This window comes from Polaromonas sp. P1_E11 (genome assembly GCF_056405995.1).
On the sequence record NZ_JBFUBA010000001.1, the window covers coordinates 662,465 to 683,899 of the forward strand.

The following is a 21,435-nucleotide window of genomic DNA, read 5'->3' on the forward strand; positions in this document are numbered from 1 at the left end:
AGGCGGCATGCACGTTATTTGTGCGGCGCACCAAAATAATCAGGCCAACGATCCTGAATTGCGCTGCAAGGGTGCGTTTTGCGCGCCCCAAGGTGGCACGCTTTTCGCACTGATTCTGTGAATCGAACATCTTCACAGAAAGAGCTTGCACCATGGCGGGGTTCCGTAATTTTCTCAAGGCTGGCCACGCACCCACACTGGGTGCGGCCTTTTTTTACTTCGCTTTTTCCTGTTGCATCTGGGTCATGAACGGCGCCATGGCGCCTTTCATTTCGGAGACCTATAACCTTTCGCCCACGCAAAAAGGCGTGATGCTGTCGGTTCCCATCTTCGCCGGCGCTCTGATGCGCTTCCCGCTGGGCGTGCTGGCCCAGTACATAGGCCGCAAAAATGCCACGCTGGTCGAAATGGGCCTGATCATGGTGGCTCTGCTGTTCGGCTATTTTGTGGTCGACTCCTACAGCAGCCTGCTGGCCATGGGCGTGCTGCTGGGCATTGCCGGCGCCAGTTTTGGCGTGGCGCTCAGCCTGGGTTCCGGCTCCTTCCCTCCCCGTTACAAGGGCCTGGCCATGGGCCTGGTCGGTGCGGGCAACGTGGGCACCGCCGTCTCTGTGCTCGTTGCGCCCGCGCTGGCGCAGCGCTTCGGCTGGCAGTCGGTTTACGGCATTGCCGCCGTGGCCATGCTGCTGCCGCTGATTGCGATGATCCTTTTCGCCAAAGAACCTGATGATGTAGACAGCCATGCCACCCTGCGCGAACATGTGGCCTGCCTGTTTGAAAAAGACGGCTGGGCTTTCAGCCTGATCTACGCCGTGAGTTTTGGCGGCTTCATCGGGCTGGCGACGTTTTTGCCTTCCTACTACTACGACCAGTTCGGCGTCAGCAAGGTGCAGGCCGGGCAGCTGTCGATGCTGGCAGCTTTCATGGGCGCAGCACTTCGCATCTTCGGCGGCTGGATCTCGGACCGCTGGGGCGGCGTGAATACCTTGAGCGTCGTGCTGCTGACGATTGCCGCCACGCTCGTGGCATGCGGCCTGGCCAGCAAATCCCTCGTGGCCACCACCTTGCTGGTCATGCTGTGCTTTGCCGCGCTGGGTGCTGGCAATGGCGCCCTTTTTCAGCTGGTACCGCTGCGCTGGCCCCTGGCTACCGCGGTGGCTGGCTCCATGATTGGGGAAATCGGCGCACTGGGCGGCGGCCTGGTGCCCAACGCCATGGGTATCTCCAAGCAGTATGCGGGCACTTATATGTGGGGGTTCTTCTTCTTTGCGGCGCTGTCGCTGGGCATGCTGGTGATGCTGCGGGTGATGCAGATTCGGTGGACACGGACCTGGGCGGAGAAAGGTGGACGGGCGAGGACTGCTTGAGGATGCGCCTTTAGCTGAGGCCGCTGGCCGGGGTTGCCCGGCCAGCAGGATTCAGACGAGAGCGCCTCCATCAAACCAACAACAACCCCAAAAAAAGTCCGCTATCAATTCAATAGCTGCTTGCGCCCGTCCCCATTGCCCCAGGGGCCAATTCAATACTCAATCACCCTACCTCGGCAAAAACAGCAACCAATAAATCAACAACACATTGACCAGCACACTCACACCCAGCAACAACTTCCACAGCATCACAGGATCCCGCTGAATCAAAGGCGTGGCCTGCGGTGCCGTCAGCGGCCGCGAGGCGCCCCTTTCCAGCGCCAGCAACAATTCTTCAGCCGTTTCAAAGCGCCGGCGCTTGTCGCGCGCCACCGCTTTAAGCACGATATGGTCCAGCCAGATCGGCACTTCGGGGTTGATGCGGCTGGGTGCCACCGGGTCGCGGTAATACCGGCCGGCCTGGTAGGGCAGCACTTCGCCATACGGCAGGCGCGCGGTCAGCAACTGGTACAGCGTCACACCCAGCGCGAACAAATCGCTTTGCGCATCAGGCAGTTCCTCCGGCCCATCTGCGCTGCTTGCGCTGAAGCCCCATTGCTCGGGGTTGATAAAACTGGGAGTACCGGCGTGCAGCTTTCGCATCGCTTCGGGCTCGCGCCCGCTCAACGCCACGCCGAGGTCCAGCAGCCGCAGCACGCCGTCTTCACCCTGGTGCAAATTGGCGGGCTTGATGTCACGGTGGATTACGCACTGCCGGTGCAGCCGGCCCAAGGCCCGCGCGGCCTGGGTGGCAACGCCCAGCACCTGCTCTACGCTGAATTTGTGGCGGCGGTCCAGTTGCTGCTGCAGTGTCTCGCCGCTGTGCCAGTCATAGAGCAGGTAAAACGCGCTGCGCTCCTGGCCGTTCGGCAGGCGGTCATGCAGGTTCACCAGATGCCCTGCCGCCCTGCCCGACTGCATGCGCAGGGCCAGCCAGGCCTCGTGGGCCAGCATGGCGCGTTCTTCTTCGTCGTGCGACCGGGCCGGGTTCAGCGTCTTGAGGGCATACAGCACGCGCGTAGCGGGATCGCGCACCTGATACAGCACATTGATGCCGTTGTCGGCCACCGGCGCCGTCACACTCAGGCCGTCCATTACATCGCCCACCTTCAGGCGGGGCGGGATGGGCAGGGTCTGCGCAATGCGGTTGACGTCCTGCAGTGTTGCGTCGAGCAAGCCGCGCACCCGCACCACCACGGCCGTCACGTTGTCGTTGCTGCCAGCCGCCAGGGCCGCCTCAACCAGGTTCTGGCTTGCAAGCTGGGCGTCGGCAGACGCCTCAAGATCGGCAAAACCCTGCAGCCGCACATCACGCACCACGCCATGCACGCCATCCGTCAGCAGTACAAAAACGTCGCCGACCTGCAAGTCACCCTGCATGTAGTCCACCACCACATGGTCCTCTGCGCCCACTGAACGCAGCAACTGGTGCCGAAAGTCCGGGTGATTGACTGCATGGTCGTGCGTCAGCTGCTGGGTTTTGCCGCCGCGCAGCAAATAGGCCCGCGAATCGCCGACATGCGCCAGCGTGTACGACTGCCCGCGCAGCACCAGCGCCGTGAGGGTGGTCAGGCCCATGGTCGGACTGCGGCGCTGGTTGATACCCGCCAGCCAGGCGTTCTGCGCCCCGATGATGCGGTCCAGGGCCACCGTGGTGTCCCAGGTTTCGGGCGTGCCGTAGTAGTCGCGGACCAGGCTCGTCACAGTGGTCTGTGCCGCCTCCCGGCCCATGCCGCCTGTGCTCACGCCATCAGCGATCGCCACGATGGAGCCCATGCCCTCCTGCCCCGCCTCGGGCAGCATCGCAGCACAAAAGTCTTCGTTGGTGTTCTTGCGGCCCGCAAGTGTTGCGAAGCCAATGTCCAGATCAAATGCCATGCACCAAGATAAGCAAGTTTAATGCCCGAATTTGGTGCATCGCAACAATGCACGACCGGCGTGCAGGCCCTAGCCCACCAGCATTTGCATGCTGTGTTCGTACTGGGCCGACAGCTGCTCAAAGACGTCGAGGAGGTCTTCGCTGGCTGTTGCCAGGCTCTCGAGGCGCCTGGGATCTTTGTCCATGGCAAGCGCGCCCTCGCGCATGTGCTGCCAGCTGATGGCCGCCCGGTCCAGCGACTGGCGGATGTCCTTGCTGGTCAGCGGAATGTCGTTCAGGTACTGCAAGGCCCGCTCGAATGCCGCCTGGGATTCGGCCATGCCGGTCTCGCTGCGGGCCAGCGTTGCCTTGCCGCCCGTGGCCCTGAGCAGGGCATATTTGGCAAAACGCTGGCTCAGCATGCGCTGCCGGCCCGCGAGGTTCAGCATCTGCAGTGGCGGCATTGCGCCGGCGCTCTCCAGGCTGCCGGTCATGCGCTCGGCATCCTGCAAAAGCAGGTCTGCCAGTTCATCCAGGTGAGCCATGCTGCCAGCGGTGGGCGTGTCCTGAAGGGCAATCTTGAGCCGCCCCCAGGTAATGGACACCTGCGCCAGCAGGTCTCCAAATGTGGGCTGCGAAAGGCTTTTCCCCAGTGAGACCAGGTTGGCGTCGATGCGCAGCACCGACTCCTTCAGCAGCTCTTTGGCCCGGGTGGCCTGCACACCCGCCAGCTGCAAAAGGGCAAGCTTGACCAGCCGCTGCGACAGCATGCGCAACTGGCCGGAACGGTTGACATCCTCGGCGAAGCGCGCCGAATGGATGATGTGCTCCGACACCTGCCCCAGCCGCTGGTTGGTATGCATGGAGGCGGTCCGCAAAATGTGGAAAGCGTCGTCGTCCGACATCTGCCTGGCCCGCATCAAAATACCTTTGGCCCGGTCCACCGCCTTGCGCTCTTCAAGCCGGCTGGCGGCCTCCTGCACCTGGGCATGCAGGGCCTGCTCGCGGGTAAAACGCGCCTTGGCGAGGTGAATGAGGGGCCGCAGGCGCTGCGCACCGTAACCGTTGACCACATAGGCATGAACACCTACCTCGATGGCCCGTGTGATCTTTCCCGCGTCTGTGTCGCTGGTGAAAATAATGACGGGACACGGCGCCGTGTCAGCCACCAGTTGCAAGGCCTTGAAAAGCTCATCACCCGGAAGCGGGTCATGGCAAATCACCACATCGGGGGCCTGCCGAAGCACTTCCTGCACCAGTTTGCTGCGCTCACCGACAGGCCCCAGCACCTGGATGCCAGCTGCTTCCAGGTCTGAAACCAGGGAATGTGCGCCACCGGGGCCATTCAGATTTACCAATGCGGAGGTCATACAAATCAAGGGGTTAAGCGGGGAACAGCGACATGGTTCGCAAGTCGCAGGCCATGCCACCGCCACGTCGGTGCCGGGAAAGCTGCGGATCCCAATGATATGGCACAAGTCTTGCGTCATTTGCAGCGGGCGTAACGACGCGCCCAACCTTAGCGAATGCACTGCGGGTTCTGCGCACAACGACGTGCGTAATGGTGTGCCTCATACCGGGTTGACAGCCCGGATCCCTGTTTCCGGGAGAGAGCATCATGATTTCCACTCAATTTTTGACAAATCAGACAGATCCGCTGGTGTTCGCGAACTACCGCTGCGTTGCTGCGCCTCATCCTGGCGCCGAGGCCATTCACCGCGCCCATCCCGCCCGTTGCTCATCTGCTGCCGCGTTCGCCGTGGCATGACGCTTGCACATTGGACCTTGAACATGACATCGAATCAATCTGGAGTAGCCCCATGAAAAAATCAAAACTGGTGATGGTCGGCAATGGCATGGCCGGCGTTCGCACCCTTGAGGAGCTGCTCAAGGTCGCCCCCGACCTCTACGACATCACAGTCTTCGGCGCCGAGCCCCATCCCAACTACAACCGCATCCTGCTCAGCCCCGTGCTGGCCGGGGAGCAGACGCTCGACGAAATCGTGCTGAACAGCTGGGACTGGTACAAGGACAACCACATCACGCTGCATGCCGGCAAAAAAGTGGTTGAAGTGGACCGCATCAAGCGCGTGGTCCGCGCCGAAGACGGCACCGAAGAGGAATACGACCGCCTGCTGATGTGCACCGGCTCCAACCCCTTCATCCTGCCGGTGCCCGGCAAAGACCTCAAGGGCGTGATTGCCTACCGCGACATCGCCGACACCAACGAGATGATCGCCACAGCCCAGAAGTACAAAAAAGCGGTGGTCATCGGCGGCGGCCTGCTGGGCCTGGAAGCGGCCAACGGCCTGATGCTGCGCGGCATGGAAGTCACCGTGGTGCACGTCATGCCCTGGCTGATGGAGCGCCAGCTTGACGACGTGGCAGGCAAGCTGCTGCAGAAATCTCTGGAAGACCGCGGCCTCAAGTTCATGATCGGCGCGCAGACGCAGGAACTGGTGGGCGGTGAAGACGGCCGCGTGACCGCGATCAAATTCAAGGATGGCACGGAAGTGGCCACTGACCTCGTGGTCATGGCGGTCGGCATCCGGCCGAACACGCAGCTCGCGGAATCCATGCGCCTGCATTGCAACAAGGGTATCGTGGTCAATGACACCATGCAGACCGTCACCGATGCGCGCATCTATTCGGTCGGCGAATGTGCAGCCCACCGCGGCATCGCCTATGGCCTGGTGGCACCGCTGTTCGAACAGGCCAAGGTAGCGGCCAACCACCTGGCGCAATTCGGCATAGGCCGTTATTCCGGCTCGCTCACGTCCACCAAACTGAAAGTCACCGGCATTGACCTGTTCAGCGCCGGCGAATTCATGGGCGGCAACGGCGCTGAAGAAATCGTGATGAGCGACCCCTTCGGCGGCGTCTACAAAAAACTCGTCATCAAGGACGACAAACTCATCGGCGCCTGCCTTTACGGCGACACCGTGGACGGCAGCTACTACTTCAAGCTGTTGCGTGACGGCCGCAATGTCAGCGACATCCGCGACAAGCTGATCTTCGGCGAGTCCAACCTCGGCGACGCCGGCCACGAAGGCCAGAACAAGGCGGCGCTGATGGCCGACGATGCGGAAGTCTGCGGCTGCAATGGTGTCAACAAGGGCACCATCTGCAAGGCCATCAAGGAAAAGGGCCTGTTCACGCTCGATGAAGTGCGCAAGCACACCAAGGCCAGCGCGTCCTGCGGCTCCTGCACCGGGCTGGTCGAGCAGATCCTGATGTTCACCGCCGGTGGCGACTACTCGGCCACGCCCAAGCTCAAGGCCATGTGCGCCTGCACCGACCACGGTCACCAGGCGGTGCGCGACGCCATACGCGCCAACAAGCTGCTCAGCATTTCTGACACCTTCAAGTTCCTGGACTGGAAGACGCCCAACGGCTGCGCCACCTGCCGCCCGGCCGTCAACTACTACCTGATCAGCACCTGGCCCAAACAGGCCAAGGACGACCCGCAAAGCCGCTTCATCAACGAACGCAGCCACGCCAACATCCAGAAAGACGGCACCTACAGCGTCATCCCGCGCATGTGGGGCGGCGAAACCACGGCCAGCGAGTTGCGCCGCATTGCCGACGCGGTCGACAAATACAAGATCCCGACCGTGAAGGTCACCGGTGGGCAGCGTATCGACTTGCTGGGCGTGAAAAAGGAAGACCTGCAGAACGTCTGGAAAGACATCGGCATGCCGTCCGGTCACGCCTACGCCAAGGCCCTGCGCACGGTGAAAACCTGCGTAGGCAGCGAATGGTGCCGCATGGGCACGCAGGACAGCACGCAGATGGGCAAAGACCTGGAGCGTGCCATGTGGCGCATGTATGCACCGCACAAGGTCAAGTTTGCCGTGAGCGGTTGCCCGCGCAACTGCGCCGAGTCCGGCATCAAGGACGTCGGCATCATCGGCGTTGACTCTGGCTGGGAGATGTACATCGCCGGCAACGGCGGCATCAAGACGGAAGTGGCCCACTTCTTCACCAAGCTCAAGACGGCGGCCGAGGTGCTCGAATACACCGGCGCCTTCTGCGAGCTCTACCGCCAGGAAGGCTGGTACCTCGAGCGCACAGTGCATTACGTGAACCGTGTCGGCCTGGACTATGTGAAGAAAAAAATCCTGGAAGACCATGAAGGCCGCAAGGCGCTGTGGGAGCAGCTGCAGTTTGCGCTGGACGGCGAACCGGACCCCTGGTTCGACCTGAAAGAAGCGTCCGTGGACGCCCGCCAGTTTGAAAAACTCACGCCCGCCTGACCGGCTGCCCGTCTTAAGCCCGAATTGAGAGATCACTATGTCTGAATGGAAAAAAATCTGCCTGGTCACCGACATCCCGGTGCTCGGCTCGCGCCGTGTGTCACGCGCAAAAGGTATTGACGTGGCCGTGTTCCGCACTGACCAGGACCAGGTGTTTGCCTTGCTTGACCGCTGCCCGCACAAGGGCGGCCCGCTGTCGCAGGGCATCGTGTTTGGCACCAGCGTGGCCTGCCCCCTGCACAACTGGACCATCGGCCTGGCGGACGGCTGCGCCAAGCAGCCCGACGAAGGCTGTACGCCCAAATTCACCTGCAAGGTGGAAACGGGCCAGGTCTTCCTGAACGCTGTCGAGCTGGACACGCTGGCGCTGGATTTGCAGCCGCCTCGCGCCGGCCCGGGTGCAACCAGTGGCGCATTGGGTGATGAGAGCTTCAGCGTGCAGGCGCCTCACACGGCATAAGCCGCATCACCGGAATAAACGCGAAGGCTCCCTGAACATTCATGACTGATACCCGATCAACTTGCCCGTATTGCGGTGTCGGCTGCGATCTAACAGCTTGCGCTGTTGATCGCTTTGCGATGAACTGTAAATACCGCAGCCGCAGCTTCGTTCACCATGGCTGAAACGCGGTCAACCTGCCCTTATTGCGGTGTCGGCTGCGGTGTCATCATTGAGTCGCAGGGCGACGAAATCACTGGGGTACGCGGTGACCCGGATCACCCGGCCAATTTCGGGCGGCTGTGCACCAAGGGCTCGACGCTGGCACTCACCGCAACAGCGTCGGTCACGCGGCAGACACGTCTCTTGCAGCCGATGCGGCGCGAGCACCGCCATGAGGTGCCCAAGCCGGTGTCCTGGGACAACGCGCTTGGTTTTGCCAGCGAAAGCTTTGCGCAGATCATCCGCGAGCATGGGCCCGATGCGGTCGGTTTTTACATTTCAGGCCAATTGCTGACGGAAGACTATTACGTCTTCAACAAGCTGGCCAAGGGCCTGATCGGCACCAACAACGTCGACACCAACTCGCGCCTGTGCATGAGCAGCGCGGTGGCGGGCTACAAGCAGACGCTGGGCGCGGACGCGCCGCCTGCCTGCTACGACGACGTGAACCACGCGCAGTGCATTTTCATTGTCGGCAGCAACACGGCCTACGCGCACCCCATCCTGTTTCGCCGCATTGAAGACGCCAAGGCGGCCAATCCGTCGATGAAGATCATTTTTTGCGATCCGCGCCGCACCGACACGGCCGAGATCGCGGACCTCTACCTCGGCATACAGCCGGGCACCGATGTGTCGCTCTTTAACGGCATGCTGCACATCATGCTGTGGGAAGGCTGGGTTGACGCGGCCTACATTGCGGCGCACACCACGGGCTTTGACGCGCTCAAGGCTACGGTGCGCGACTACACGCCCGACCTGGTGGCCGAGACCTGCGGCATCAAAAAAGAAGACCTGCTGGCCGCGGCCAAACTCTTCGCCACCTCGGCCACCACGCTGAGCCTGTACTGCCAGGGCCTGAACCAGTCCAGCAGCGGCACCGCCAAGAATGCCGCACTCATCAACCTCCACCTGGCCACCGGCCAGATCGGCAAAGCAGGCGCCGGCCCTTTTTCATTGACGGGGCAGCCCAATGCCATGGGCGGGCGCGAAGTGGGCGGCCTGGCCAACCTGCTGAGCGCACACCGTGACCTGGCCAACCCCGATCACCGCGCCGAAGTTGCTGCGCTGTGGGGCATCCCCTCTGTGCCAGAGACACCGGGCAAGACAGCTGTTGAAATGTTCCAGGCCGCGGCGGACGGCGAAATCAAGGCGCTGTGGATTGCCTGTACCAACCCGGCTCAGTCGATGCCGGACCAGGCCACGGTGCGCCGCGCCATGGAGCGCGCCGAACTGGTGATCGTGCAGGAGGCCTTTTCCACCACGTCGAGCTGCGACTACGCCGACCTGCTGCTGCCGGCCACGACCTGGGGCGAAAAAATCGGCACGGTGACCAACAGCGAACGCCGCATCAGCCGCGTGCGGCCGGCCGTGGCTGCGCCGGGCCAGACGCGCCATGACTGGTCGATTGCGGTGGACTTTGCGCAACGGCTTGAGAAGTTGCTGCCCAGCCGTGCGGCGGCCGGTGTCACCCTCTTCCCCTATACGCTGGCCGACGAAGCATCGGGCGCAGAAACCATCTGGAACGAGCACCGCGAATCCACCCGCGGCCGCGACCTCGACATCACCGGCCTGAGCTACGCACTGCTCGACGCCGGGCCGCAGCAGTGGCCCTTCAAGACTGGCGATGCATCGGGCAAGGTCAGGCTCTATGAAGACGGCGTGTTTCCCACGCCCGACGGCAAGGCCCGCTTTGTCAACACCGTCTACAAGCCGGTGGCCGAACCGCGCGAATCACGTTACCCGTTTTCGCTCACCACCGGCCGGCTGCGCGACCAGTGGCACGGCATGAGCCGCACCGGCACGCTGGGACGCCTGTTCGGCCACGTGGCCGAGCCCTGCGTGCAAATGAATGCACAGGATATGGCGCGGCGCCTGCTGAAAGATGGCGACCTGGTGTATGTCACCTCCAAGCGCGGCTCCATCGTGGTGCCGCTGCAGGCCTCTCCCGAGGTGGCGGTGAGCCAGGCTTTTATCGCCATGCATTGGGGCGAAGAGTATTTGAGCGGCCAGTCGACCGGCGGCACGCCGCTGGCAGGTGTCAATGCGCTCACCACCTCGGCTTATTGCCCCAGCTCAAAGCAGCCTGAGCTCAAGCATGCCGCGGTCAAAATTCTCAGGGCCGAAATGCCGTGGACGCTGCTGGCCATGGCCTGGCTGCCGGAAGGCGATGCACTGAAAGCACGCGAGCAGCTCAAGCCTTTGATGGCGCAATTTCCTTTCACTAGTTGTGTGCCGTTTTCCAACAACACACCGCTGGCTGACCGCAGCCGCGAACGCACGGGTGTGCTGTTCCGCGCCGCCAGCCACGAGACGCCACCCGACGAGATGCTGGCCGCACTGGAACGCATCCTCGGCCTGGACAGCGCCGACGTGCTGCGCTATGTCGATCGCAAAAAAGGCCAGCGACGCACCATGCGCCTGGTGCGCAGCGAAGGCGACGCCCACCTCGCAGGCTTTGTGCTGGCGGGCGACACCAGCGCCCAAGCCTGGGTCAAAACCCTGCTGCAGGACGAGCTGGCCGCGCAATCGTATGGACGCCTGTTGCTGCTGCCCGGCGCCAAGCCGCCAGTGGCGGTGCAATCGCGCGGAAAGCCGGTGTGCACCTGCTTTAACGTCAGCGACATGGCCATCGACGAGCACCTGTCTTTGCTGGCGGCCGGCGGCGGCGGCGCAGGTCACCTGGGCACCGACGAAGAACGGCTGGCTTCGCTGCAGGGCACGCTCAAATGCGGCACCAACTGCGGTTCGTGCGTCCCGGAACTCAAGCGCCGGGTGCGGTCATCGCGCAACGACGCTGGGGCCTCAACGCCTCGTACCGTCATCCCGATCCGGCAGCTGGCTTAAGTTCATAACGAAAAGTTATCTGCGTTAGCGGACAATCACGCTTATGGGCATTAGCCAATACATCAAGGAAATCGGTCGCGGCAAGGACGGCGCTCGTGCCTTGTCGCGCGAGCAGGCCACCGACCTGATGGGCCAGGTGCTCGACGGCACCGTGACTGATCTGGAAATCGGCGGCTTTTGCCTGGCCATGCGTATCAAGGGTGAAACTCCCGAAGAGATGGCGGGTTTCCTCGATGCGCTGCACCAGCGTCTCAATCACCTGCCCGCCGGCGACAGCCCCACGGTGGTGCTGCCCAGCTACAACGGCGCCCGCAAGCTGCCGGTGCTCACGCCGCTGCTGGCGCTGCTGCTGGCGCGTGAAGGCGTTCCGGTGCTGATACACGGCACACCCACCGAATCGAGCCGGGTTTTTGCATCAGAAGTGCTCCTGGCCCTTGACATACGAGCGCGAGGCGCTATTAATAAGATAGCAAACGGCGAAGTGGCATTTGCCCCGACCGAGCTGCTGCTGCCTGCGTTAAAGCGCCTCCTGGACGTGCGCCGCGCCGTAGGCCTGCGCAACCCGGCGCACAGCCTGGTCAAGATCATGACACCCTGCCTGGGCAAGAGCCTGGTCGTGAGCAGCTACACGCACCCGGAATACGCCGTGTCGATGGCGCAGACCTTCGAGCTGACGGGCGCCAATGCGCTGCTGCTGCGCGGCACCGAAGGCGAAGTGGTGGCCGACGCGCGCCGCATGCCGCAGATGGACGCCTTTATCGGCGGGCAGCGCTCACTTCTGCAAGAGACCCAGGCCGGCACGCTGGCCTCCATCCCCGACTTTCCCAAAACAGTGGACGCAGCCGCCACGGCGGACTACATTCGCGCCGTGCTCGCAGGCGACGTACCTGTGCCGCCTTCGATTGCGCAGCAGGTGGAACATATCTTGCGTTTGCTTCCTCAAATCACCTCACGACCATGAACAACGGAAAAGTCACATTGGTAGGTGCAGGCCCGGGCGATCCGGAACTGCTGACCCTCAAGGCCTTGAAGGCCATCCAGCGCGCGACCGTTCTGCTGGTGGACGACCTGGTCAGCGACGAGATCGTGGCGTTTGCGCGGCCCGAGGCGCGCATTGTGTACGTAGGCAAGCGCGGCGGCTGCAAGTCCACGCCGCAGGCCTTTATTGAAAAGCTCATGCTGATGGCCGCCCGTGAAGGCGAAGACGTGGTGCGGCTCAAGGGCGGCGACCCATTCATCTTCGGCCGCGGCGGTGAAGAAGTCGAGCACCTGCGCGCCGCCGGCATCATGGTCGACGTCATCAACGGCATTACCTCAGGCCTGGCCGCTGTCACCTCGCTGGGCGTGCCGCTCACGCACCGCGAGCATGCGCACGGCGTGGTGTTTGTCACGGGCCATGCCAAGCCGGGCGACACGGGCACCGACTGGAAAGCACTGGCCGCCACGGCGCACAGCGCCCGTCTCACGCTGGTGATCTACATGGGCGTCAGCGGCTCCGAACGCATTCAGGACGAGCTGCTGTCGGGCCTGCCCGCCGCCACGCCGGTGGCCGTGATCCAGAGTGCCTCGCTGCCCACGCAGCGCCACATCACCACCACGCTGGGCGCACTGGCCAGTGCCATCCGCGAAGGCGGCATGGCCAGCCCCTCCGTCATCGTCGTGGGTGACGTGATCAGCGGTGTGGCGCTGGCAGCTGCGCACCCCGCCTCAGTTCGCGTGGCCTGAAGAAAACACGCGTCACACCGCTGTCACGCGCGGTACCTAAGCTCCCGGTCTTTCGACTGGAGCTTTCATGTTTCACCGTTTTCTGGCAGGCGCCCTGCTGGCGCTCAGCGTGGTTTCTGCGCAAGCGCAAAGTTTTTCATTCGGCCTGTGGGGCGACATGCCCTATCAAAAGGCCAACGACGACCCGAAAATTCCAGCGCTGCTCAAAAGCATCAACCAGTCGGACATCGCCTTCTCGATTTACGACGGCGACATCAAGGACGGCAGTTCCAAATGCACCGACGACATCTATGCGGCAGCGCTCACCATGTTCGGCGAGTTGAAAAAACCCGTGGTCTACGTGCCTGGCGACAACGAGTGGACGGACTGCCACCGCCTGAACAACGGCGGTTACGACGGCCTGGAGCGCCTGGCCTACCTGCGCAAAACCATGTTCCCGACCGCGCGCAGCCTGGGCAAGCGCACCCTGCCGCTGGTTCACCAGGCCCCGCTGGGCGAAAAATTCGTCGAGAACACGCGTTTTGCGCACCGCGGCATCGTGTTTGCCACACTCAACGTACCGGGCAGCAACAACAACAAAATCCTGGACGAAAAAGACTGCACGCAGAAAAGCGCGCGCACCGCTGCCCAGTGCGAAGCCTCCAACGCCGAATACCTCGAGCGCGACGCGGCCAATGTGCGCTGGCTGCAGGAGGCTTTCGCCCAGGCCAAGGCCGGCAAGGCGCGCGGCCTGGTGCTGGTGATCCAGGCCGACCCGGGCTTTGACTTGCCGGAAACCGAGGGCAATGACGAAAGCCAGGCGCCGGGTGTCAGCGGCTACCGCACCTTCATCAGCAGCGTCATCGCCGAAACAGAGCAGTTCTCCGGCCAGGTGTTGCTGGTGCACGGCGACACGCACTTCTTCAAGGTCGACAAGCCGCTGTATAGCCCGGCCAAGCTGCTGGCCAACCTCACCCGCCTGCAGACCTTCGGCAGCCCGCTGATTCACTGGGTGCGCGTCACCGTGGAGCCGAAGAACCCCAACGTGTTCACGATCCATCCGGTCATCGTGAAGCAGTAAGCCTCGGGGCCCGCGAGGCTCTGCGGGCGGGACGCGCAGCTACACTCCCGAAGTACACAACAACAGAGGGATGCGCGGTGCTTGAAAAACTCAACGAACTGACCGAAAGCCACGGCGAACTGCGCCGCGGCAAGGGCCTCATGAGCGGGGTGATCGCCCTCAGCCTGGGTGTGCTGTGCTTTCTGGGCGTGCTGGCCTTTCACTTTCCCGAATACCTGACCACGCCGGAACTGCGCAAAAGCTACAACGTCGACGTGATCCGCATCGTGATGTTCACCTCACTGGTGATTGCCGGCGGCATCTCGCTGGTCAACATCATCTTCAACCGCTCGCGCTGGCTGGCCGGTGCCGCCTTTTTGCTGGTGGTGGCCACCGCGCTGCTGGGCGGGCACAAGGTGCCGGTGAACGACTTCGCCGACAACACGCCTTACATCGGCCTGGACTGGTTCATCCTCGACCTGCTGGGCTCCTCGCTGATCTTCATCTTCATTGAAAAGCTGTTTGCGCTGCGCAAGGAGCAGCCGGTGTTTCGCGCCGAATGGCAAACCGACTTTCACCACTTCATCGTCAACCACATGATCGTGGGCTTTGTGCTGCTGGCAACCAACTTGCTGGTGCACAAGTTCTTCGGCTGGGCCGCCAACGACGGCCTACGCGGCTGGGTGCAGGGCCTGCCCTTCTGGGGTGGCGTGTTGCTGATCGTGCTGGTGGCCGACCTGGTGCAGTACTGGACGCATCGCGCCTACCACGAGGTGCCGGTGCTGTGGCGCCTGCACGCGGTGCACCACAGCGCCAAAAGCATGGACTGGCTCGCCGGGTCGCGCCAGCACATCCTGGAACTCTTGATCACCCGCACGCTCATCCTCGCGCCCATTTACGTGCTGGGCTTTTCCAAGGAAGTGATCGACGCCTACATCGTGATCGTCGGTTTCCAGGCGGTCTTTAACCATGCCAACGTGAGCGTGCGCCTCGGCCCGCTACGCTACGTCATCGTCACACCCAACTTCCACCACTGGCACCATAGCCAGGACCAGGAAGCACTGGACCGCAATTACTCGGCGCATTACGCCTTCATCGACTACCTCTTCGGCACCGCCGTCAAAAGCACCAGGCTCTGGCCTGAGCGCTACGGCGTGCTGGGTGACTACGTGCCGAACGGCTTCCTCAAGCAGCTGAAGTTTCCCTTTACCTGGAAGGGTTGAAGCGCCCGATGATTTGCTATGGTTTTTATAGCTGCTTGCGCCCGTTCACATTGGCCCAGAGGCTGATTTGACACATCAATTCGATGTGGTCGTGATCGGCGCGGGTGCAGCCGGCCTGTTCTGCGCTGCCCAGGCCGGCCAGCGCGGCCTGAAAGTGCTGCTGGTCGACCACAGCGAAAAGGTCGCCGAGAAGATCCGGATTTCGGGCGGTGGCCGCTGCAATTTCACCAACCGTGACGCCACGCCGGCCAACTTCCTGAGCGAGAACCCGCACTTCTGCCGTTCCGCCCTGTCGCGCTACACCCCGCAGGATTTCATCGAGTTGCTGCAGCGCCACAACATCCCTTTTCACGAAAAGCACAAGGGCCAGCTGTTTTGCGACCGCTCGGCCGAAGACATCATCAACATGCTGCTGGCCGAGTGCGACGCCGGGCATGTGACGCGCTGGCAACCCTGCGCCGTAAAAAGCATCAAATACGGCTCCAGCCCAGACGGAACAGGCGCGAGCAGCTATCAAATTGAGAGCGATCGGGGGGCGATTGAAACGCCCCAGGTGGTCATCGCCACCGGCGGGCTTTCCATTCCGAAGATAGGGGCCACCGATTTCGGCTACCGCATCGCCAAACAGTTCGGCCTGCGCCTGGTGGAGCCGCGCGCCGCACTGGTGCCGCTGACCTTCGATGGTGAAGGCTGGGCGCCCTATGCCCAGCTGGCCGGCCTGGCGCTGCCGGTGCTGATTGAAACCAGCCCGGCGGATGCCACACCCAAGCAACGCAAAAAGGCCGTGGTTTTTTCGGAAGACCTGCTCTTCACCCACCGCGGGCTGAGCGGCCCGGCGGTGCTGCAGATCTCCAGCTTCTGGCGCGAAGGCCAGCCCATCCGCATCAACCTGGCGCCTGGCGTGGATTTGCCGGCCCTGCTGCTGCGCGCCAAGGCCACCTCCAAAAAACTGATCGCCAACGAACTCGCCACCCTCGTGCCCAGCCGCCTGGCCGACGCCTGGGTCAGCCAGGACCCGGCCCTGCAGCGCCCCATCAGCGAAGCCACCGACAAGGCCCTGCTGGCCCTTGCGCAACGCCTGGCCGACTGGGAGCTCACCCCCAACGGCTCCGAAGGCTACAAAAAGGCCGAAGTCACAGTTGGCGGCGTAGACACCCGCGATTTATCCTCCCAGACCCTGGAATCGAAGCAGCCAGGCCTCTATTTCATCGGCGAAATCGTCGACGTCACCGGCTGGCTCGGCGGTTACAACTTCCAGTGGGCATGGGCTTCGGCGCACGCTTGCGCACAAGCTTTGGCCGCCCGGGCAACGACCTGAGTCAGACCCTCTCAATTCCCGGCGAAAACGGCCGAAAATACACCTCTGCCCTTCGAACGGCACAGGAACTCCCCCTTCAAGCGTGAGCCGCGGAACCGGCTCCGCCGGGCCGCAGGCGGGCGGCCCCCTCGGGGGGCAGGGAGTTACACGCAGTGAACGACCGTGGGGGCCTCGTCCAATGCTATAATCTCAGGCTTTGCTAGCAAACCCGCGCCTGGCCTGATCCTGATCAGATCAATTAAGGCGCACCTTTTGGATCAACTGAACAATGACCACCATCCGTGTAAAAGACAATGAGCCCTTCGACGTGGCTCTGCGCCGTTTCAAGCGCACCATTGAAAAACTCGGCCTGCTGACCGACCTGCGCGCCCGCGAGTTTTACGAAAAGCCAACGGCAGAGCGCAAGCGCAAGAAGGCAGCCGCCGTCAAGCGCAACTACAAGCGTATCCGCTCGATGCAATTGCCGAAAAAGCTGTACTAATCTTTAGTACCGCCTCACGGCAACAAAAAGCCCGCACGAGGACGCTCTGCGGGCTTTTGTGTTTTTGGCGCCCTGCGCCACCCCACCCCATTCGCTTCAGGAGCATCACCAATGTCAGCACTCAAAGACCAGATCACCGAAGACATGAAGACCGCCATGCGCGCCAAGGACAGCGAGCGCCTGGGCACCATTCGCCTGCTGCTGGCCGCCCTCAAGCAAAAAGAGGTGGATGAACGCGTGGTGCTGGACGACGCGGCCGTAGTCGCCATCGTCGACAAGCTGATCAAGCAGCGCAAGGACTCGCTCGAAGCTTTCATCAAGGCCGAGCGCAAGGACCTGGCCGACAAGGAAGCAGCCGAGCTGGTCGTGCTGCAGGCCTACCTGCCTGCGCGCCTGAGCGCCGACGAAGTCGCCGCCGCTGTGAAAGCCATCATCGCCGAACTGGGCGCCACCGGCCCCGGCGACATGGGCAAGGTCATGGGTGCCGTTAAGGCCAAGCTCGCCGGCAAGGCCGACATGGGCCAGGTGTCTGCCGCAGTGAAGGCAGCGCTAGCCGGCTGAATACAGAGGTGGGCGGCTACATGTACCCGCCTTAAGCCAGTTCAAGCCGCGGAACCGGCTTTGCCGGGCCGCAGGCGGGCGGCCCCCTCGGGGGGCAGGGAGCTACACGAAGTGAGCGACCGTGGGGGCTTCAGCTCCCGGCGACCTTCATCCGGTTGACGAGAATCGAGCCCACGGTTTTAGCGCCGTAGTTGTAGGCGTCCGCACCCACCGCGTCGATGCCCATCAGCATGTCCTTGAGGTTGCCGGCAATGGTGATTTCTTCGACCGGAAAGGCGATGCGGCCGTTCTCGACCCAGAAGCCCGAAGCCCCGCGCGAGTAGTCACCCGTCACGTAGTTCACGCCTTGCCCCATCAGTTCGGTCACAAAAAGACCGCGGCCCAGCTTGCGCAGCATGGCGTCCAGGTCGTCGCCCTTGCGGGTGTTGCGGCTGGACATGATGAGGTTGTGTGAGCCGCCGGCGTTGCCGGTGGTGCGCATGCCCAGCTTGCGCGCCGAATAGGTGCTCAGGAAGTAGCCCTCGACGCGGCCCGCCTCTACCACCTGGCGCGCCTTGGTCTTCACGCCCTCTTCGTCAAAAGGTGCACTGCCTTTGCCCTTGCGCAGGTGCGGATCTTCGGCGATGTCGATGTGTTTGGGAAAAGCCGGCTTGCCCAGGCTGTCGGCCAGGAAGGTGCTTTTGCGGTACAGCGCACCGCCGCTCACGGCCTGCACAAAGCCGCCCAGCAGGCCTGCCGCCAGCGGCGACTCGAACAGCACCGGACACTGCGTGGTCGGGATTTTGCGGCTCTTCAGACGTGCGAGTGCGCGCTCGGCGGCATAGCGGCCCACGGCCTCGGGGGCCGCCAGCTCACCCGCGTCACGCATGGAGCTGTACCAGGCATCGCGCTGCATCTGGTCGCCCTTGCCGGCAATCGGCGCCACCGAGATGCTGTGGCGCGAACTGGCGTAACCGCCGCGAAAGCCCTTGGTGTGGGCGCTGAAAAAATGGCTTTGCTGCGCGGAGACACCGGCGCCTTCGCTGTTGGTGATCAGGCGGCTGGTACTCAGGGCGGCGGCTTCGCACTGCAAGGCGAGCTGGGCAGCCTCTTCAGAATTGATGGACCAGGGGTGAAAGAGGTCGAGCGCCGGATGCACGCGCGCGATGTCGCGGTCATCGGGCAGGCCGGAGGTTTCGTCTTCCGCCGTGAAACGCGCGATGTCGTAAGCCGCTTTCACGGTCTGCTCGATCGCCGCTTTGGAGAAGTCGCTGGTGGCGGCATTGCCGCGCTTTTTGCCGATGTAGACGGTGATGCCCAGCGACTTGTCGCGGTTGCGCTCGACGTTTTCAAGCTCGCCCTTGCGCACACTGACTGAGAGCCCGCAGCCTTCGGAGGCTTCCGCGGCGGCATCGGTGGCACCCAGTTTTTTGGCATGGCCAAGGGCGCTGTCGACGAGTTCCTCGAAAAAATCGCGGTGGTAGCTGAAACCGGATTCGGGCTGGGCTGACTGGCCCTTGGGGCCCGGGACGGGGCGGGAAGCACTGCGTGTTGCGCCGCTGGCGCGAGAAGAAGCTTTTTGGGTCATATGGGTAGCTATGATACTGACTGCTATGAACAACAAGACTCCCAAGGCCATCAAGGGCTACTGGTCCAACGGCCGCTTCGTCAAACCCGAGGAAATCGCGCTTGAAGAAGTCGGCCCGCCCAGCAAAACCCAGCTCAAGGCCGAGGCCGACGAAAAACAGGCGCTCGGTGAAGCGCTGCTGACGCTGCGCGCCGATTTGATGGCGCGCCTGGACCTGCCCGACAAGCTGCGCGACGCGATCGCCGATGCCAAAAAAATCACCAACTTCGAGGGCAGGCGCCGCCAGATGCAGTTCATCGGCAAGCTGATGCGCCCGCTGGACCCTGAACCCATCCGCGAGGCGATCAACGAGCAGCTCAACGGATCGGCCGACCTGACGCTGGCCCTGCACCTGGCCGAGCAGTGGCGCGACAAGCTGATCGCCGACGACGCTGCGCTGGGCACCTGGCTCGAAGAACACCCCGGCACCGACTCCCAGCAACTGCGCGCGCTGGTCCGCCAGGCCCGCAAGGATGCGAAGCCCGAAAAACCCGGCGAAGCGCCGCGGCACGGCAAGTCATACCGCGAGATTTTCCAGCTGGTCAGGCAGACCCTGGCGAGGGAACCTGAGAACGGCGAGGAGCCAGAAGCGTGAGCAGCGCCTTTGACGCGGTAAAGATCGGCATTGTCTCGGTCAGCGACCGTGCTTCCGCCGGCGTCTACACCGACAAAGGCTTGCCGGCACTCAAGGACTGGCTCACCCGCGCCCTGCGCAACCCCATCACCTTTGAAGAACGCCTGATCCCCGACGAGCAGGCGGGCATCAGTGCCGCGCTGATCGAGCTGGTCGACGCCGGCTGCTCGCTCGTGCTGACGACTGGCGGCACTGGCCCCGCGCTACGCGACGTGACGCCTGAAGCCACGCTGGCTGTCGCCCACAAGGAAATGCCGGGTTTTGGCGAGCAGATGCGGCAGATCAGCCTGAAATTTGTGCCCACAGCCATTTTGTCGCGCCAGTGCGCAGTCATACGCGACAAATGCCTGATCATGAACCTGCCGGGCCAGCCCAAATCGATCGCGGAAACCCTGGAAGGACTCAAAAACGCCGACGGTTCCCAGGCTGTGGCCGGCATCTTCGCCGCCGTGCCTTATTGCATCGACCTGATCGGCGGCCCGTACCTGGAAACCGATGAAGCGGTGTGCCAGGCGTTCAGACCCAAAAGCGCGGTGCGCCCGCCGCGCTGAGCCTTGCCGCTCGCCAGTTTGGGCCTGGCCTCTTTCTCACGTAGTATTCGGGCTTTACAACACGAGGAGCTGAGATGGACGACCTGATTGAAACGCCGAGCAAGGAATCGAAAAACACCGCCGTGCTGATCTGGATCGGAACGCTATTTCTGGGTTTCATTCCTGGCCTGATCGTTTACCTGGTGAAAAAAGACGACGCCTATATCCTGGACCAGTCCAAGGAAGCGCTGAACTGGTCGATCACCGCGACCATCGGCTATGTAGCGGCAATGATCCTCACCTTTGTGCTGATCGGCTTTCTGGTGTTCGCGGCGCTGGGCATCTGCCACCTGGTGTTCTGCGTCATGGGCGCGCTGGGCGCCTCCAACGGCAAGGCCTTCCGCGTGCCGTTCGCGCTTCGCCTGATCAACTGAAGCCCACCGGCGAAAACAAAAAAGGAAGGGCTCGCCCTTCCTTTTTTTTGCCCGTCTTATTCGCCCGCCTGTCTCACCGCCCTATTTACCGACCAGCTGATTGAGCTTGTCGGCCTCAAAGGTTTCCGTAAGCGCGGCGTCCTGCGGCACGCAATCCTTGCTCATGGCCGTCTGCGGTCCGGAGAGTTTCTCAATCGCTTGCCACAGCAGGGCGATCTGGTGCTCCTGGCCGGCGGCGCTGTCGATCAGCCCGCGCATGGCTTGCGACAGCGGGTCATCCTCTTGCGTGATGCCATAAGCCGAAAACTGCGTAATGGTGACGTCGGCGCTTTCCCCGGTCTTGGAGGGAATGATGCGCGCCGGGATGCCCACCGCCGTAGCGCCTGCCGGAACCGGCTTGATCACCACTGCGTTGCTGCCAATCTTGGCGCCGTCACCCACCAGGAAACCGCCAAGCACCTTGGCCCCCGCACTCACCACCACGTCGCGGCCCAGGGTCGGGTGGCGTTTGGTGCCTTTGTACAACGAGGTACCGCCCAAGGTCACGCCCTGGTAGATCGTGCAGCCGTCGCCGATTTCAGCGGTTTCACCGATGACGACCCCCATGGCATGGTCAAAAAACACGCGTTCGCCGATTTTGGCGCCGGGGTGAATTTCAATGCCTGTTACCCAGCGCGAAAAATGCGAAATGAAACGACCCAGCCACTTGAAACCGTGGTTCCAGCACCAATGCGCCCGGCGGTGCAACACTTGCGCATGCACGCCGGGGTAGCAGGTCAGTGCTTCCCAGGCCGTGCGAGCGGCAGGATCGCGGTCGAGAATGCACTGGATGTCGGAGCGGAGTCGGGAAAACATAGGC

The 21,435-nt window shown here is 62.8% G+C and carries 20 protein-coding genes; 16 read left to right on the plus strand and 4 right to left on the minus strand.

From position 1 onward, the window contains the following. Nucleotides 1–152 precede the first annotated feature (152 nt). The gene (locus AC1D11_RS03310) at nucleotides 153–1,367 is read left to right on the plus strand and encodes an MFS transporter (RefSeq protein ID WP_477648108.1); all 1,215 of its coding nucleotides are present in this window, start codon (nucleotides 153–155) and stop codon (nucleotides 1,365–1,367) included. A 168-nt stretch (nucleotides 1,368–1,535) separates the two neighbouring features. On the opposite strand, the gene AC1D11_RS03315 is transcribed toward AC1D11_RS03310, so the two are convergent. Together AC1D11_RS03315 and AC1D11_RS03320 are read right to left on the minus strand one after the other, a co-directional pair. After that, on the minus strand, nucleotides 1,536–3,284 hold the full coding sequence (locus AC1D11_RS03315) for a bifunctional protein-serine/threonine kinase/phosphatase (RefSeq protein ID WP_477648107.1): 1,749 nt from the start codon (nucleotides 3,282–3,284) through the stop codon (nucleotides 1,536–1,538). Between the two features lie 69 nt (nucleotides 3,285–3,353). Further along, nucleotides 3,354–4,634, minus strand: a complete 1,281-nt coding sequence (locus AC1D11_RS03320) for a type IV pili methyl-accepting chemotaxis transducer N-terminal domain-containing protein (protein ID WP_477648106.1) — start codon at nucleotides 4,632–4,634, stop codon at nucleotides 3,354–3,356. A 248-nt stretch (nucleotides 4,635–4,882) separates the two neighbouring features. Between AC1D11_RS03320 and AC1D11_RS03325 the strand changes: the two genes are divergently transcribed. From AC1D11_RS03325 to AC1D11_RS03380, 12 genes are all read left to right on the plus strand, one after another. Beyond that, nucleotides 4,883–5,032 (plus strand): hypothetical protein, encoded by a 150-nt coding sequence (locus AC1D11_RS03325; protein ID WP_477648105.1) that lies wholly within the window; start codon nucleotides 4,883–4,885, stop codon nucleotides 5,030–5,032. Nucleotides 5,033–5,084: 52 nt separating this feature from the next. After that, entirely contained in the window at nucleotides 5,085–7,520 is a 2,436-nt protein-coding gene (gene nirB, locus AC1D11_RS03330; protein WP_477648104.1) for a nitrite reductase large subunit NirB, read from the plus strand. Nucleotides 7,521–7,557: 37 nt separating this feature from the next. Beyond that, complete coding sequence (nirD, locus tag AC1D11_RS03335; protein ID WP_477648103.1) at nucleotides 7,558–7,980, plus strand: nitrite reductase small subunit NirD; 423 nt, start codon at nucleotides 7,558–7,560, stop codon at nucleotides 7,978–7,980. Nucleotides 7,981–8,021: 41 nt separating this feature from the next. Next, nucleotides 8,022–8,144, plus strand: a complete 123-nt coding sequence (locus AC1D11_RS03340; protein WP_477648102.1) for a hypothetical protein — start codon at nucleotides 8,022–8,024, stop codon at nucleotides 8,142–8,144. Then, nucleotides 8,137–11,025, plus strand: coding sequence for a nitrate reductase (locus AC1D11_RS03345; protein ID WP_477648101.1), 2,889 nt, complete (start codon nucleotides 8,137–8,139; stop codon nucleotides 11,023–11,025). The genes AC1D11_RS03340 and AC1D11_RS03345 overlap by 8 nt, the downstream gene beginning before the upstream one ends. Nucleotides 11,026–11,068: 43 nt before the next feature. After that, nucleotides 11,069–11,986, plus strand: a complete 918-nt coding sequence (gene ybiB, locus AC1D11_RS03350; RefSeq protein WP_477648100.1) for a DNA-binding protein YbiB — start codon at nucleotides 11,069–11,071, stop codon at nucleotides 11,984–11,986. Then, nucleotides 11,983–12,750 (plus strand): uroporphyrinogen-III C-methyltransferase, encoded by a 768-nt coding sequence (gene cobA / locus AC1D11_RS03355; RefSeq protein WP_477648099.1) that lies wholly within the window; start codon nucleotides 11,983–11,985, stop codon nucleotides 12,748–12,750. The genes ybiB and cobA overlap by 4 nt, the downstream gene beginning before the upstream one ends. A gap of 67 nt (nucleotides 12,751–12,817) precedes the next feature. Next, on the plus strand, nucleotides 12,818–13,810 hold the full coding sequence (locus tag AC1D11_RS03360) for a hypothetical protein (protein WP_477648098.1): 993 nt from the start codon (nucleotides 12,818–12,820) through the stop codon (nucleotides 13,808–13,810). A gap of 77 nt (nucleotides 13,811–13,887) precedes the next feature. Beyond that, entirely contained in the window at nucleotides 13,888–15,012 is a 1,125-nt protein-coding gene (locus AC1D11_RS03365) for a sterol desaturase family protein (protein WP_477648097.1), read from the plus strand. 67 nt (nucleotides 15,013–15,079) lie between these two features. Further along, the gene (locus tag AC1D11_RS03370) at nucleotides 15,080–16,330 is read left to right on the plus strand and encodes a BaiN/RdsA family NAD(P)/FAD-dependent oxidoreductase (RefSeq protein ID WP_477648096.1); all 1,251 of its coding nucleotides are present in this window, start codon (nucleotides 15,080–15,082) and stop codon (nucleotides 16,328–16,330) included. Nucleotides 16,331–16,598: 268 nt separating this feature from the next. After that, entirely contained in the window at nucleotides 16,599–16,811 is a 213-nt protein-coding gene (rpsU, locus tag AC1D11_RS03375) for a 30S ribosomal protein S21 (protein WP_007872347.1), read from the plus strand. Between the two features lie 111 nt (nucleotides 16,812–16,922). After that, nucleotides 16,923–17,372 (plus strand): GatB/YqeY domain-containing protein, encoded by a 450-nt coding sequence (locus AC1D11_RS03380; RefSeq protein ID WP_477648095.1) that lies wholly within the window; start codon nucleotides 16,923–16,925, stop codon nucleotides 17,370–17,372. A gap of 130 nt (nucleotides 17,373–17,502) precedes the next feature. Here AC1D11_RS03380 and pmbA read toward each other — a convergent pair whose 3' ends face one another. After that, the gene (gene pmbA, locus AC1D11_RS03385; RefSeq protein WP_477648094.1) at nucleotides 17,503–18,939 is read right to left on the minus strand and encodes a metalloprotease PmbA; all 1,437 of its coding nucleotides are present in this window, start codon (nucleotides 18,937–18,939) and stop codon (nucleotides 17,503–17,505) included. Between the two features lie 25 nt (nucleotides 18,940–18,964). Here pmbA and yjgA point away from each other — a divergent pair, with 25 nt between their 5' ends. The 3 genes from yjgA to AC1D11_RS03400 all read left to right on the plus strand — a co-directional run bounded on the left by yjgA (nucleotide 18,965) and on the right by AC1D11_RS03400 (nucleotide 20,576). Further along, nucleotides 18,965–19,573, plus strand: a complete 609-nt coding sequence (gene yjgA / locus AC1D11_RS03390) for a ribosome biogenesis factor YjgA (RefSeq protein WP_477648093.1) — start codon at nucleotides 18,965–18,967, stop codon at nucleotides 19,571–19,573. Continuing rightward, a complete protein-coding gene (gene mog / locus AC1D11_RS03395; RefSeq protein ID WP_477648092.1) occupies nucleotides 19,570–20,163 on the plus strand; it encodes a molybdopterin adenylyltransferase in 594 nt (197 codons plus the stop codon). Before yjgA ends, mog begins: the two co-directional genes overlap by 4 nt. A 74-nt stretch (nucleotides 20,164–20,237) precedes the next feature. Continuing rightward, complete coding sequence (locus AC1D11_RS03400) at nucleotides 20,238–20,576, plus strand: DUF4870 domain-containing protein (RefSeq protein WP_477648091.1); 339 nt, start codon at nucleotides 20,238–20,240, stop codon at nucleotides 20,574–20,576. Between the two features lie 81 nt (nucleotides 20,577–20,657). Here the strand turns inward: AC1D11_RS03400 and cysE are convergent, their stop codons facing one another. Further along, complete coding sequence (gene cysE / locus AC1D11_RS03405) at nucleotides 20,658–21,431, minus strand: serine O-acetyltransferase (RefSeq protein ID WP_457279099.1); 774 nt, start codon at nucleotides 21,429–21,431, stop codon at nucleotides 20,658–20,660. Between the last annotated feature and the right edge of the window lie 4 nt (nucleotides 21,432–21,435).